Source organism: Litorisediminicola beolgyonensis (genome assembly GCF_042679605.1).
Taxonomy (GTDB): domain Bacteria; phylum Pseudomonadota; class Alphaproteobacteria; order Rhodobacterales; family Rhodobacteraceae; genus Litorisediminicola; species Litorisediminicola beolgyonensis.
This window is the reverse complement of sequence record NZ_JBHTMU010000008.1, coordinates 55,607-69,412: the sequence shown is the minus strand read 5'-3', so window position 1 is coordinate 69,412 and position 13,806 is coordinate 55,607. Positions and strand designations below refer to the sequence as shown.

Genomic DNA, 13,806 nt, shown 5'->3' with positions numbered 1-13,806 from the left:
TCGTTCTCCTTGCCGTCCAACCCGACGGCTTTGATATGGTCCCGTGCCCGGCAGGTCTCCTGGCTCGCGGGTCAAAGCGCATAGGCCTGCCTTCCCCGGATGGCTCCGAGTGGCGTTCCTGGCCGGGCGCTCGCCGCTTACAGTCGCGGGGGCGGCTTCGGACTGGCCCCTTGGGGGGCGTCACCGACATTCCCTTTTGGCCGAACCCTCGCGGATCCGGCACCGAACACCTTCCTGCTTAGGGCAAACGGGTCGCCCGATGCAATGACAAAGCAACGGCCGCTCGACGCCGCAAGAGATAGATGTCCATGATCCAGCCATGGTCCTTGCGCGCCTCGGACCTCAGGCGCGGAATCTCGCGCGCCATCTCCGCAAGGGGACCGTGCGCGAGGATCTCCTGCGGCATCCCGAGATAGGCGCCCCACCAGATCTCCAATCCTTCGGGATCGAGAGTGGTGAAGGCGGTCGCGCCGTCGAGCATCACCGCGACGGTCTCTGCGCCCTTCGGCCAGCCGGTCTCGCGCAGCCGACGCCCGGTGGTGATCGTGACCTCGCCCCCGACGGTGTTGAGCGGGATCGCATGCGCGGCGGTCAGGGCCTGCAGCGCGGTGATCCCCGGGATCACCCGCAGGCGCGGCGCCGGATCGAGCCGCGCCGCGATCCGGAGCGTCGAATCGTAGAGCGACGGATCCCCCCAGACCAGAAGCGCCACCCGCTCGGCCCCCGCCGGGATCGCGCCGCGCCAGGCCTCGGCGATGGCGTCGTGCCAGGCCTCGACCGCGTCGAGATAGGGCCGCTCGGCGTCCCGGACCGGCAGATCGAAGGCGCGAACCGGCGCGTCGGGCCTGATCCGGTCGACGATCAGGCGCCGCAGATCGGCCAGCTCGCGCTTCTCCTCGCCCTTGAGCGGGATCAGGAGGACATCGGCCTCGTGGATCGCGGCCTCTCCGGCGCGGGTCAGGTGATCGGGATTGCCGGTGCCGATCCCGATGAGCAGAAGCTCCATCAGCCCGCCTCCGCCGCGAGCGGCCCGTAGAGGATCAGCGCCGCGGCGCTGCTCCGCCCGGCCTCGAGCGTCCGGGCAAGCTCCGCGACCGTGCTGCGCGCCAGCGATTGCTCCGGGGTCGAGACCGCCTCGGCCAGGAGCGCCGGGGTCGCCTCGGGCAGGCCGCGCGGGAAGAGCGCCTGCGCCAGGGCCGGGAAGGTCCGCTTGCCCATGAACACCACCGTGGTCGCCGACGGGTCGGCAAGCGCGTCGAGATTGATGTCCTCGGGCAGCGCGCCGGTCTGGTCGTGGCCGGTGACGAACTGCACCCGCCGCGCGGTCAGGCGGCGCGTCAGCGGGATGCCCGCCGCCGCCGCGGCCGCCACCGCCGAGGGCACTCCCGGGATGATCTCGTAGCCGATCCCGGCCTCGCGGAGCGCGACCAGCTCTTCCTCGAGCCGCCCGAACAGTCCCGAATCGCCGGATTTCAGCCGCACCACCCGCGCGTTCTCCTGCGCGTAATCCACCAAGAGGCGGCTGACATGGTGCTGTTTCGGCGATGGCCGACCGGCCCGCTTGCCGACGCCCACAAGATCGGCCCCGGGCCGCGCATGCGACAGGATCGGCCCCGAGGACAGGTCGTCGAAAAGCACCGCGTCGGCGCGGCGCAACCGATCGACGGCCTTCAGGGTCAGAAGCTCCGGATCGCCGGGCCCGGAGCCCACGAAACTGACGAACCCTCTCATGGCGTCTCTCCGGCGATGAGGTGAAAGAACGTGCCGCTGACATGCCCGCGCACCGATCCGGTCTCCGGGACCGGCGCGCCATCGGCATCGGTGACCTGCGCGAGCGGCGCGTCGGGCTGCTCGAGGATGGTCGAATAATGGAACTCGTGCCCCCGGAGATGCGCGCCGGGAGGCTGCCCCGGCATCGGCGCGGTCAGCGTGGCGCGGCGATAGCCCAGGTGAAACTTCCGGGTCTCGTAGGAGGTCACGAGCCCCAGAAGCCCCGCCATCCGGTGCCGCACGCCCTCCTTGTCGATCAGCGCCTCGCCGAGCGCCATGTAGCCGCCGCACTCGCCATGGACGGGCCGGGTTTCGGCATGACGCCGGAGCCCCGCGCGGAAGGTCTCGGCGGCGGCAAGACGCCCGGCATGCAGCTCGGGATATCCGCCGGGGAGCCAGACCAGATCGGCCGCGGGATCGGGCGCCTCGTCGGCCAGGGGCGAGAACATCCGGATCTCGGCCCCCGCCGCCCGCCAGCCCTCGAGAAGATGCGGATAGGTGAAGGAAAACGCCGCGTCGCGCGCCAGCGCGATGCGCTGCGCGGGAGGCGTCGGCAGCGCGCCCGCCGCGCCGAGCCGTGCGCCAGAGGCCGCGGCGATGATCGCCCCGAGATCGACATGCGCGCGCAGGAACGCGGCGTAGCCCGCGATCGCCTCTTCCAGATCGGGATGCTCGACCGCCTGGATTAGACCGAGATGCCGCTCGGGCAGGGTCAGATCGCCCCGGCGCGGGAGCACGCCCAGAACCGGCATCCCGGCCCGCTCCATGCCCAGTCGCGCCAGCCGCTCGTGACGGGGCGAGGCGCAGCGGTTCAGGATCACCCCCGCGAAGGGCAGATCCGGCAGGTAACTCCGGAACCCGAGCGCGGTGGCCGCCGCCGATTGCGCCTGCCCGCCGATATCGAGCACCAGCACCACCGGCCAGCCGAAGCGCAGCGCGGTCTCCGCGCTCGACCCGAAGCCCGCGCGGCCCTGAGTCGCGACCCCGTCGAAGAGCCCCATCGAGCCCTCCGCGACGACGATATCCGCGCCCGCCGCCTGCGCCGAAATCGCGCCCAGAAGCGCCTCGTCCATCGCCCAGCTGTCGAGGTTGAACGACGCCCGTCCCGCCGCGGCCAGGTGGAAGGCCGGGTCGATGTAATCGGGCCCGGATTTGAAGGGCTGCACCACGTGCCCGTCCTCGCGGAGCGCCCGCAAGAGGCCCAGCATCACCGTCGTCTTGCCGGTCCCCGACGCCGGGGCCGAGATCATCACGCCCCGCATCGCGCCACCCGCCTGGTTTCATCTGTCTGGAAATATCCCGGAGAGCGCGAGAGGCAGCGCCTCTCGCATGCGGGCCGGAAGCCCGCATCGCCCGCGCTCCGAAGGCGCAACCGACGGTCAATCATCGCCATGCTGCCACTCCGACCAGGGCGATGCGGCCGATTGCGGGCGATAGCGCCGGTCGTAATCCGCCGCATAAAGACAGCTCTCCGCGAAGCCCTGGGCCCCGAGCGCCGGTCCGACGAGGATCAGCGCCGTCCGCGTCACATGCGCGCCGATCTCCTCGCCGATCCGGCCCAGGGTCGAGCGCAGGATCTCCTGGTCCGGCCAGCTCGCGCGCCAGACCAGCGCGACCGGGCAATCGGTGCCGTAATACGGCGTCAGCTCGCGGGTGATCTTGTCGAGGTTCTGCACCGACAGGTGCAGCGCCAGCGTCGCGCCGGTCGCGGCAAATGCGGCCAGCGTCTCGCGCTCGGGCATCGACGAGGCGCGGCCCGGCGTGCGTGTCAGCACCACCGATTGCGCCACGCCGGGCAGGGTCAGCTCGGCCCCGAGCGCCGCGGCGGCGGCGGCAAAGCTCGGCACCCCCGGCGTCACCGAGACGGGGATGTCGAGCGCGCGCAGGCGACGGAGCTGCTCGCCCATCGCCGACCAGACCGACAGATCGCCCGAATGCAGGCGCGCCACGTCCCGCCCTTCGGCGGTCGCGGCGCGGCATTCCTCGATGATCTCGTCGAGCGACAGCGGCGCGGTGTTCACGATCCGCGCGCCTTCCGGGCAATGCGCGAGGATCGCTTCTGGCACGAGCGACCCGGCATAGAGGCAGACCGGGCAGGACGCGATCAGGTCGCGGCCCCGCAAGGTCAGGAGATCTGGCGCGCCCGGACCGGCGCCGATGAAATGGACGGTCATGCAGGGTCTCCTTCTGCAAGCGCGCAGGTCGCGTGCCGGTCGGGCGAGATCACCCGCGCGCCGAGGAGCCGCGCTCCGGGACCGGCGGCCGCCAGCGCCGCCGCCTCGGCCACGCTTCCCGTCGCGCGCGCGGCCTCCGAGGCCTCGGAGCGGGTGCGGGTGTCCTGTCCGACGAGCGCGTCGGAGGACACCGCCGACACGGGCAGGCCGGTCTTTGTCGCGAACCCGGCGAAGCTGTCGCTCGTGGCCTTGTCCGCGACCGTCGCGATCCGCTCGGCACGACATCCCTGCGCGCGCTCCGCCGCGATCAGCGCATCGGCAAGGCTCTCCACCGTGGCGGCGCGCCTGAACCCGAACCCGGCAACGATCATGTCGTGACCCTCCACTGCACCACCGGATAGGCGCTGCGCCAGCCGCGTTTGGACCCGAGCGGCACCGCTTCGGACAGCGCGATGCGCAACAGATCGCCACCGCGCTCGGCCTGCGCCGCTGCCAGCAGCGCCTCGCTTTCCAGCGTCACCGCATTGGCAACGATCCGTGTCCCGGCCGGAAGGCGCGCGAAGAGCGACTCGAGAAGCGCCGCCGACAGCCCGCCGCCGACGAAGACGGCCTCAGGCATTGCCAGCCCGTCCAGCGCCTCGGGCGCGGAGCCGGTCACGACCTGCAACCGGTCCTGCCCGAGCGCCGCGGCGTTGCGCCCGATCCGCGCGGCGCGGTCGGCGCGGGGCTCTATGCTGATCGCCTGCGTGGTCGGATGGGCCATGAGCCATTCCAGCGCCACCGAGCCCGAGCCGCCCCCGATATCCCACAAAAGCTCATGCGGCCTCGGCGCGAGGGCCGAGAGCGTCAGCGCCCGGACAGGCCGCTTTGTGATCTGCCCGTCGCTTTCGAACAGCGTATCCTCGCGGCCCGAGGCGCAGGGGATCGTCTCTCCCGCGCCCGTGATATCGAGCGCCACGAGAACCGGATGCGCGAAGCTTCCCGATAGGGTTTCGGCGCGGTGCGATGTGATCCGTTCGCGCGGACCTCCCAGCGCCTCCATCACGGTCAGTGTGCTCTCGCCGAAGCCGAGCGCCGTGACATAGGCGGCCAGATCGCCGACCGCCGCCCCGTCGCGCAAGGTGACTAGGAGCCGGAGACCGGCCGCGAGATCGGGACGGAGCCGCGACAGCGGCGCGGCGTGCAGACCGTGGCAGCGGAGCGTCTCGAGCGGCCAGCCCAGCCGTGCCGCAGCAAGCGAGAAGCAGGACGGCGCGGGGAAAGCCCGCCATTCACCCGGGGCCAGGTGCCGCGCAAGCACCGCGCCCGCGCCGAACCAGAACGGATCGCCGGAGGCCAGGACCACTACCCGCCGCCCGCGCTGATCCAAAAGCGGGGCGATACCGTCGGCGAAGGGCACCGGCCAGGTCTGGCACTCGGCGGCGAGATCGGGCAGGAGCGCGAGGTGGCGGGCGGCCCCCATCACCAGGTCGGCCTCTGCGAGCGCACGGGCGCTTGCAGGTGCAAGGCCCTCCGGTCCATCTTCGCCGAGCCCGACAATGGTCAGCCAGGGAGTGTCAGACATGGTGCCGAACCTCCTCGTTCTCGCGGGCACGACCGAGGCCACGGCCTTGGGCAAGGCACTGGCCGAGGCGGGCCTCACCGCGACCCTGTCCCTGGCGGGCCGGGTCGAACGACCCGTGCGCCAGCCCCTGCCGATGCGGATCGGCGGCTTCGGCGGTGTCGACGGGTTGCGGGCGTTTCTCCGGTCCGAGCGTATCACTCATGTCGTCGACGCGACCCATCCCTTTGCCGCGCAGATGAGCGCCAATGCCGTCGAGGCCTGCGCCGCCGAGGGCGTCCCGCTCGTGGCGCTGACCCGACCGGCCTGGAGCGCCGGGGCGCAGGACCGCTGGACCCGCGTGCCGACACTGGAGGCCGCTGCCGAGGCGCTCGCCGGGCCGCCGCGCCGGGTGATGCTCGCCGTCGGGCGCATGCATCTTCCGGTCTTCGCGGGCAATCCGCAGCATGTCTACCTGTTGCGTCTGGTCGATCCGCCCGCCGCGCCGCCGCCGTTTCCCTCCTGTCACGTCGAGGTGTCGCGCGGGCCGTTCACCGCCGAGGGCGACCGCGCACTGATGGAGGCGCACGGGATCGAGATTGTCGTCTCCAAGAACTCCGGCGGCACCGGCGCGCGTGCGAAGATCGACGCCGCGCGCGCGCTGGGCCTGCCGGTGATCATGGTCGACCGCCCGGCCGTGCCCGACCGAGAGGAGCTGTCCAGCCCGGACGAGGTGCTCGCCTGGCTTCATGGGTCGATCCCGCGCGGCGTGTAGACGATCGGCGCGCGCCCGGGGCGCTCGATGAGCCGTGTCCGGGACGACCCCAGAATGACCATCGTGCGCATGTCCGCCATCTCGGGCGTCGCCTCGGGCAGGGGCACCACGCGGAGCTCTTCTTCGGGGGTCGAGACCGCGCGCGCGAAGAGAACCGGGCGGTCGTCGCCGCAGGCCTCGGTCAGTACCACAAGTGCGCGCGCGAACCCTTCGGGGCGGCTTTTCGAGCGCGGGTTGTAGAAGGCCATCGCGAAATCGGCTTCAGCGGCAAGGCGCAGGCGGCGCTCGATCACCGCCCAGGGCTTGAGGTTGTCGCTGAGATTGATGGCGCAGAAATCATGGCCCAAAGGCGCGCCCGCCCGCGCCGCCGCGGCGAGCATCGCGGTGATGCCGGGAAGGACCTCGATCTCGAGCGCGCGCCAGTCGGACGGCCCGGCCTCGACCGCCTCGAACACCGCCGCGGCCATGGCGAAGACGCCCGGATCGCCCGAGGAGACCACGACCACGCGCCGTCCCTCTGCCGCCATCTCGAGCGCATGCCGCGACCGGTCGAGCTCGACCCGGTTGTCCGAGGCGTGGAGCGTCAGGCCCGGCCTTTCGGCGACGCGGGCGACATACGGGATGTAGCCCACCACATCGGTCGCCTCGGCCAAGGCGGCGCTGACCTCGGGCGTGACCAGCGCCTCTGCGCCCGGGCCGAGACCGGCGATCTTGACCCAGCCGCTCACGGACGGCGCCCCTGGCCGTGCACGATCACGATGGAGAAATAGGGCGCGGCTTGATCCGCCGCGACATCGCTCAGCCGCTGGACGGTCTGCCCGGGCATCGCCGCGTATTCGACGAGCCAGGCGCGCTCGAGCTTTCCGGCCTGCGCGAGCGCCGAGACGATCTTGGCGAAGTTGCGCCCGATCTTCATCACCACCAGCGCATCGGCGTTCAGCATCTGCCGGACCAGCTCGGCCTCGGGCAGGGTGCCCATGACCACCGTCAGCACGTCGTCGCCCCAGGTGATCGGCAGGCCGGTCGCGGTCCAGGCCGCGGACATGCCGGTGATCGCGGGGATCACCTCGACCGGGACGCGGTCCTTGAGGCGGGTGTAGAGATGCATGAAGGAGCCGTAGAAGAACGGATCGCCCTCGCAGAGCACCACGACATCCTCGCCGCGCTCGGCGATCTCGACGAGCTGCGCGACGCTCTCGGCGTAGAAGGCCGACAGGATCTCGTTGTAGCGCGGATCGCTGAGCGGGATCTCGGTGGTGACCGGGTATTCCATCGGCACCTCGATCGCGTCTTGCGGCATCAGCGGATCGGCAAGCGTCCGGGCCTGTCCGGGGCGGCCCTTCTTGCGGAAGAACGCGACATGGCGCGCGCCGGTCAGAAGCCGGTGCGCCTTGACGCTCATCAGGTCCGGATCGCCGGGCCCGAGGCCCAGCCCGTAGATCGTACCGCTCATTCCGCGCGGCTCGCGATGGCGTTGACGGCGGCCACGGTGATGGCCGAGCCGCCGAGACGGCCCTCGACGATCACGCATGGCACAGGCTGGACCTGCCAGAGCGCGTCCTTCGATTCGACCGCGCCGACGAAGCCCACCGGGCAGCCAATGATCGCGGCAGGGCGCGGACACTCGGGATCCTCGAGCATGTTCAGGAGATGAAAGAGCGCCGTCGGCGCGTTGCCGATGGCCACGACGCTGCCCGCAAGATGCGGCCGCCAGAGTTCCAGCGCCGCCGCCGAGCGGGTGTTGCCCATCTCGCGGGCGCGCTCGGGGACCGAGGGGTCGTGAAGCGTGCAGATCACCTCGTTTTCCGCGGGCAGGCGGAAGCGGGTGATCCCTTCGGAGACCATGCGGGCGTCGCAGAGGATCGGCGCGCCGTCCTCCAGCGCGCGCCGCGCCGCGGCCACCATGCCGGGTGAAAAGCGGATATGGCGTTCGAGCCCGACCATGCCCGCGGCATGGATCATGCGCACCGCGACCTGTTCCTCGTCCGCGTCGAACCGGTCGAGATCGGCCTCGGACCGGATCGTGGCAAAGGACTGCCGGTAGATGGCGGCGCCATCGGTCTCGTAGCTATGGGGCATTCTGGAACATCCGGTGCAACTGGTCGGGCGCAAGGCCACGGCGCTCGGGAGGATCCGAGGCGCGGCCCGCGCGGATGAGGTCGAACCGGCCGTCGCGGCCGGTCAGCGTGAGGTCGGCGGGGCCGGGATGCGCGCAACCCTTGGCGCAGCCCGAGACATGGAGGGTGACGCCATCGGGCAGGTCCCGGGCGAGCTGGCGCGCGATGCTGCGGGTCTCGGCTTCGGCCTGCGGGCAGGCGGGCGCTCCGGTGCAGCCATGCAGGCGCAGGAGCGGGTCGCGCGGGTCGGTGATGAGGTCCGGATCAAGCGCGAGCTCGGGCGCGCCCGGCAGGAAGAAGCTGCGCCAGGGCGTCGGGATCAGCGCGTCTGTCTGCTCGGCGAGCTTTGCGACGCTCGTCGCCGGGAAGAGGCCGAAGCCCGCCGCCACGGTCATGCCTTCCGAAGTGCGGCCGGGGTGCATCGGGGCGACCTTTTCGACAGGCAGGGCATGGCCGGAAAGCGCCTCGGGAAGGGCAACCCGCACCAGATGCGCCGCCATCCGGCCTCGTCCATCGGCGCCCACGCCGCCCGACATCACGAACCAGCGGGCCAACTCCAGCGCGGCCTCGACCGCGTCATCGGGGGCGACCGGGAGGCCTGTCGGGGAGCCGTCGGCACGCAGGATCAGGCCTTCGAGGCTGCGCTCCAGCCGGATGTCGCCGCTGACATCCGCCAACTGCCGCGTCGCGCCGCAATCGACGACGAAACCGAATTTCGACGGCAGCTCCAGATCCACCGCCGCCGCAAGGCCCGCATCCAGGGCGGCGGCGAGCGCCTCGGCCTCGGCATCGCGACAGGGGGCCACCAGAACCGCGCACCGCGCTTCGCGCGCGGCATCGGTATCGGCCAGGCCCAGGCTCTGCAGCTCGGAGACCAGCGCGGCATGATCGCCCTCGGACACGCCGCGAAGCTGCAGGCTGGCGCGCGAGGTCACCTCGATCACACCTGCGCCGTAGCGCTCGGCCAGCGCGGCCAGCCCCTGTGCCTGAGCCGCAGAGAGCCGCGTCAGCCGGGGCCGCACGCGCACGACCAGACCGTCCTCGGCCCGCATCGGGCGCAGCGCGCCGGGGCACCAGCCTCGGACCAGCGGCGCGCTCATCGGACCGCCTCGAGACCGGCGATCACCGAATTGCGCCGCGACACCCAGAGACCGGCCTCGTGCAGGGCGGCGAAGCGGTCGCGCATGGCCGTGAGGGCGTCGGGATTGGCATCGGCGAGAAACGCCTCGACCGCCTCGTCGCCAAGCGTCGCCTCCCAGTACTGATCGAAGAGATGCGCCGGGACCACGCCCGCCAGATGCGCGAACTGGCCCATGTGATCGAGCGTCGCGGCGATCTCGGCCGCGCCGCGGAACCCGTGCCGCATCATGCCTGCGATCCATCTCGGATGGGTGGCGCGAGCGCGCACGACGCGGGCGATCTCTTCGCCGAGATCGCGGGCGCGGGGGCGGGCGGGATCGGTGTTGTCGAGATGCCAGAGCCGCGCCGCGCCGCCGGTCACGCGCTGGGCCGCGGCGAACCCGGCCTCATGCGCGGCATAGTCCGAGGACAACAGCAGATCGGTCTCCGGCAGATCCTGGAGATGCACGAAACTGTCCGCCTGAGCGACGCGGGTGGCGATGCCGTCGGGGTCGGGCGTGGCCTCGCCGCTGTCGAGCGCCCAGGAGGAGGACGCAAGCCAGGTCTCACCCGCCGCCTGTCGGGCTGCCTCCGTATAGGTGTCGAGATGCGCGCCCATGCCGAGCCCGTACTGCCCGGGCTCGGGCCCGAAGACGCGCGATGCGGCGGTGCCGACATAGGGGTTCCAGTCCGGCGCCTCGTCGCGCTCAGCAAGCGCGCGCACCGCCTGCCCGAACAGCACCGACAGCGTCGGGAAGACGTCCCGGAAGAGCCCCGAGACCCTGAGGGTCACGTCGATCCTCGGGCGGTCCAGTTCGGCGATGGGCAGAATCTCGATGCCCGAGACCCGGTCCGAGCCCTCGTCCCAGAGAGGCCGCACACCAATCAGCGCCAGCGCCATCGCGAACTCCTCGCCCGCGGTGCGCATCGTCGCCGAGCCCCAGAGATCGACGATCACGCCCTGCGGCCAGTCGCCTTCGTCCTGCAGATGCCGCCGCACCAGCTCGTCGGCGAGCCGCTGGCCCTGCGCATAGGCCGCGCGGGTCGGAACGCTGCGCGGGTCGGTGGTGAAGAGGTTGCGCCCCGTCGGCAGCACGTCGCGCCGCCCGCGATGGGGCGAGCCCGACGGCCCTGCCGCGATCCGGCGACCGGCAAGCGCGTCGATCAGCGACCGGCGCTCCTCTGAGCCGTCGCCGAACTCCGAGGCCTGTCCCCAGACGTGCAGACCGTCGCCGTACTGGCTTTCCTTCACGTCGCAGACGAAGCGGTCGATGCGGGTGATCGCCTCGGCGGCGCAGCCCGCGCGGTCGATGCCGAGATCGTCCTCGACGCCGAGCGCCTGCGCCTCGGCGCGGATATCCTCGATCAGCCGTGTGCGGCGGCGCGGGTCGAGCCCGTCGGCATTGGAGAATTCATCCAGAAGCCCTTCGAGCCGGTTCAGCCGCCCCGGCGTGCAGCTCTGTTTCAGGGGTGGAGGCACATGGCCCAAAGTAACCGCGCCGATCCGCCGCTTGGCCTGCGCGGCCTCGCCGGGGTCGTTGACGATGAACGGGTAGATCACCGGCGTCGCGCCGGTCAGCGCCTCGGGCCAGCAGGTCTCGGACAGCGCGACGGCCTTGCCCGGCAGCCATTCGAGCGTGCCATGCGCGCCGAGATGCACGAGCGCGTCGAGCCGGGCGGTGAGCCAGAGATAGAAGGCGACATAACCGTGCCGCGGCACCCGCGACAGGTCGTGATAGCTCTCGTCACGGCCCGAGCGCGTCGCCCGTTCGGGCTGGAGCGCGATGGTGACCTGTCCGGTCCGAAGCGCGGCGAAGCGGAAGAGGCCGTCCTGGCAATCGGGATCGTCCTCGGGCGCGCCCCAAGCCTCGTCGAGCTGCTCCCGAAGCTCTTGCGGCAGGTGTTTGAGCGCGGCGCAATACTCCGTCAGGGACCACGTCGCCGAGCGCGCCGCGAGCGCCTCGGGCAGCGCGCCCGGGTTTGGCGCCTCCATGCCCTCGGCGCGCAGATCGTCGAGGATGGAGGTGACCGAGGCCAGCGGATCGAGCCCGACCGCATGGGCCATGTTCCAATCGCGCCCGGGATAGGTCGAGAGCACGATGCCAACGCGACGCTCGCGAGCGGAGAGCCGGCGCAGCCGCACCCAACCGGCGGCGCGGGACGCCGCGGCGGCGATGCGCCCGGGGTCGGCGCTATGCGCGAAGCGGGTGAACTCGAGCGCCGGGTCGCGGGGCTCGGGGGCCTTGAACGACACCGCGCCCGCGAAAATCCGTCCGTCCACTTCCGGCAGGACGACATGCATCGCCAGGTCGGCGGGCGAGAGGCCCCGCTCGGCCTCGTCCCAAGCCTCCCGCGACGAGGTGGCGAGCGCCACCTGCAGGACCGGCGCGTCACTGGCGTCGAGGGGCGAGGTGCCCTCGGCGCCCTTGCCCGAGAAGGCGGTGGCGTTGACCACGATATCTGGGCGCCAAAAGGCCACCTGCCGCGCCAGCCAGCCCGCCGCCTCGGGGGCCTTGAGCGAGGGCACGAAGAGGGGCGTGACCGCGAAGCCTTCCGCTTCGAGCGCAGCGGTGAGGGCGGCGATGGGGGCGAGATCGGCGGCGACGAGGTAGGAGCGGTAGAAGACCAGAAGCGCCCGGGGGGTGTCGCCCTCCGGGTCCATCAGGGCCACCGGGCAGCAGACGCCGTGCTCGGGGCTCCAGGCGCCGACCGCGGGCAGGACCTTCGCGCCGCGGACCGGTCCGGCATAGAGACCCGCCGCCAGAGCCATCTGCTGCAGCGCCGCCTGCGCCGCCACCACGCCGCCCACGTCGCAATGCGCCGCGAGCCGCCGGAGCGTCGAGACCGGCAGGGTCGAGACCGCGTCAAGCTGCGGATCGGCCCGCCCGTCGGCGGGCAGAACCGCCAGCGCGATCCCGCGCTCTTCGGCCAAGGCGGCGACCTGCGCCAGGCCGTAGTCCCAATAGGCGCGCCCGCCGATCAGGCGGATCAGGATGCCCGTCGCGCCCGACAGCGTCTGTTCGACATAGGTGTCGACCGAAAGCGGATGGGTCAGCGCCGCGAGATTGGCGAGCCTCAGCGTGGGCATCCGCCCCTCCGGTCCGCCGCCGCGATGCCACCCGGCCGCGAACGCGCCGAGATCGCTGTCCGAGAAGGACAGCACAACCAGATCCGCCGGGCTCTGGCCCAGGTCGGTCGGGGTCTCGGTCTCTTCGAGCCCGTGGCTTTCGCGGAAGACGACATGCATGGAGGCGCGCGCCTTACTCCGCCGGGACGAGCCCGGTCAGCGCCTGGGCGATGGCGCGTTCGTCGATATCGTCATGCTCGGCGATCACCACGAGCTTGCCCTGCCGCGAATCGGCGCCCCAAGGCCGGTCGAACTGGTGACGCACCCGCGCGCCGACCGCTTGCACCAGAAGCCGCATCGGCTTGCCGCGCACCGCCGCGTAGCCCTTGACCCGCAGGATGTTTCGCTCGCGCGCCAGCGTCTCGATGGCGGCGACGAGCGTCTTGGGGTCGTCGAGCTCGGGGATCCCCACGACCACCGACTCGAACTCCTCGTGATCGTGGTCATGCGGCGTGTCGTGATGCGAGGGCCGCGCGTCCATGTCGTCCTCGGCCGCCGCCTCGAGCCCGAGGATGACCTTCGGATCAACCACGCCTTCGGTGACTTCGACCACCGGCAGCGGGCGCGGTGCCTCGGCGGCGATCACCTCGCGGGCGCGGGCGATGCCCTCGGGTCCGGCGAGATCGGCCTTGGTCAGGAGCACGAGATCGGCGCAGGCGATCTGGTCCTCGAACACCTCGGAGAGCGGCGTTTCGTGATCGAGGCCCTCATCGGCGGCGCGCTGGGCATCGACGCGCGCGACGTCGGGCGCGAAGCGGCCCGCCGCGACGGCCTCGGCATCGGCAAGCGCGATCACGCCGTCGACGGTGATCTTCGAGCGGATCGCGGGCCAGTCGAAGGCCTTGAGGAGCGGCTTCGGCAGCGCCAGGCCCGAGGTCTCGATCAGGATGTGATCGGGCTTCGGATCAAGCGCCATCAGCGCCTCGATGGTCGGGATGAAGTCATCGGCCACCGTGCAGCAGATGCAGCCATTGGCGAGCTCGAGGATATTTTCCTCGGGGCAGTCGGGAATGGCACAGCTTTTCAGGATGTCGCCATCGACACCCACGTCGCCGAACTCGTTGACGATCACGGCAAGGCGCCGCCCGCCGGTCTGGCTCATGAGGTGACGGATGAGCGTGGTCTTGCCGGAGCCGAGAAAGCCGGTGATCACGGTGACGGGCAGCTTGGCGAGATCGGTCATC

13 protein-coding genes and 1 riboswitch are annotated in these 13,806 nt (G+C 71.5%); of the genes, 1 reads left to right on the top strand and 12 read right to left on the bottom strand.

What is annotated here, in order from left to right; all coding sequences use genetic code 11:
• Positions 1–32: 32 nt before the first annotated feature.
• A riboswitch (cobalamin riboswitch) is annotated at positions 33–242 on the bottom strand.
• The 6 genes from cobF to cbiE form a co-directional block, all read right to left on the bottom strand.
• Positions 239–1,009 (bottom strand): precorrin-6A synthase (deacetylating), encoded by a 771-nt coding sequence (cobF, locus tag ACFQ4E_RS06575; protein WP_386802209.1) that lies wholly within the window; start codon positions 1,007–1,009, stop codon positions 239–241. Its footprint overlaps the riboswitch before it by 4 nt.
• The gene (gene cobA / locus ACFQ4E_RS06570) at positions 1,006–1,731 is read right to left on the bottom strand and encodes a uroporphyrinogen-III C-methyltransferase (RefSeq protein WP_386802144.1); all 726 of its coding nucleotides are present in this window, start codon (positions 1,729–1,731) and stop codon (positions 1,006–1,008) included. Before cobA ends, cobF begins: the two co-directional genes overlap by 4 nt.
• A complete protein-coding gene (locus ACFQ4E_RS06565) occupies positions 1,728–3,032 on the bottom strand; it encodes a cobyrinate a,c-diamide synthase (RefSeq protein ID WP_386802143.1) in 1,305 nt (434 codons plus the stop codon). Before ACFQ4E_RS06565 ends, cobA begins: the two co-directional genes overlap by 4 nt.
• Positions 3,033–3,149: 117 nt before the next feature.
• Entirely contained in the window at positions 3,150–3,944 is a 795-nt protein-coding gene (gene cobM / locus ACFQ4E_RS06560; RefSeq protein WP_386802142.1) for a precorrin-4 C(11)-methyltransferase, read from the bottom strand.
• Positions 3,941–4,315 (bottom strand): cobalamin biosynthesis protein, encoded by a 375-nt coding sequence (locus ACFQ4E_RS06555; protein WP_386802141.1) that lies wholly within the window; start codon positions 4,313–4,315, stop codon positions 3,941–3,943. The genes cobM and ACFQ4E_RS06555 overlap by 4 nt, the downstream gene beginning before the upstream one ends.
• Positions 4,312–5,508, bottom strand: coding sequence for a precorrin-6y C5,15-methyltransferase (decarboxylating) subunit CbiE (gene cbiE / locus ACFQ4E_RS06550; protein WP_386802140.1), 1,197 nt, complete (start codon positions 5,506–5,508; stop codon positions 4,312–4,314). The genes ACFQ4E_RS06555 and cbiE overlap by 4 nt, the downstream gene beginning before the upstream one ends.
• Here cbiE and ACFQ4E_RS06545 point away from each other — a divergent pair.
• Complete coding sequence (locus ACFQ4E_RS06545; protein ID WP_386802139.1) at positions 5,507–6,259, top strand: cobalt-precorrin-6A reductase; 753 nt, start codon at positions 5,507–5,509, stop codon at positions 6,257–6,259. The two genes, cbiE and ACFQ4E_RS06545, sit on opposite strands and share 2 nt — an antisense overlap.
• Here ACFQ4E_RS06545 and cobJ read toward each other — a convergent pair.
• Genes cobJ through cobW form a run of 6 tightly spaced genes read right to left on the bottom strand, consistent with a single transcriptional unit; the run spans position 6,232 to position 13,805 of the window.
• On the bottom strand, positions 6,232–6,987 hold the full coding sequence (gene cobJ, locus ACFQ4E_RS06540) for a precorrin-3B C(17)-methyltransferase (RefSeq protein ID WP_386802138.1): 756 nt from the start codon (positions 6,985–6,987) through the stop codon (positions 6,232–6,234). The two genes, ACFQ4E_RS06545 and cobJ, sit on opposite strands and share 28 nt — an antisense overlap.
• Positions 6,984–7,712, bottom strand: coding sequence for a precorrin-2 C(20)-methyltransferase (gene cobI / locus ACFQ4E_RS06535; protein ID WP_386802137.1), 729 nt, complete (start codon positions 7,710–7,712; stop codon positions 6,984–6,986). Before cobI ends, cobJ begins: the two co-directional genes overlap by 4 nt.
• On the bottom strand, positions 7,709–8,338 hold the full coding sequence (locus ACFQ4E_RS06530) for a precorrin-8X methylmutase (protein WP_386802136.1): 630 nt from the start codon (positions 8,336–8,338) through the stop codon (positions 7,709–7,711). The genes cobI and ACFQ4E_RS06530 overlap by 4 nt, the downstream gene beginning before the upstream one ends.
• Positions 8,328–9,476, bottom strand: a complete 1,149-nt coding sequence (gene cobG / locus ACFQ4E_RS06525; protein ID WP_386802135.1) for a precorrin-3B synthase — start codon at positions 9,474–9,476, stop codon at positions 8,328–8,330. The genes ACFQ4E_RS06530 and cobG overlap by 11 nt, the downstream gene beginning before the upstream one ends.
• A complete protein-coding gene (gene cobN / locus ACFQ4E_RS06520; protein ID WP_386802134.1) occupies positions 9,473–12,742 on the bottom strand; it encodes a cobaltochelatase subunit CobN in 3,270 nt (1,089 codons plus the stop codon). Before cobN ends, cobG begins: the two co-directional genes overlap by 4 nt.
• 13 nt (positions 12,743–12,755) lie before the next feature.
• Positions 12,756–13,805: a cobalamin biosynthesis protein CobW gene (gene cobW, locus ACFQ4E_RS06515; protein ID WP_386802133.1), complete on the bottom strand. Its 1,050-nt coding sequence runs from the start codon at positions 13,803–13,805 to the stop codon at positions 12,756–12,758.
• Position 13,806 lies beyond the last annotated feature (1 nt).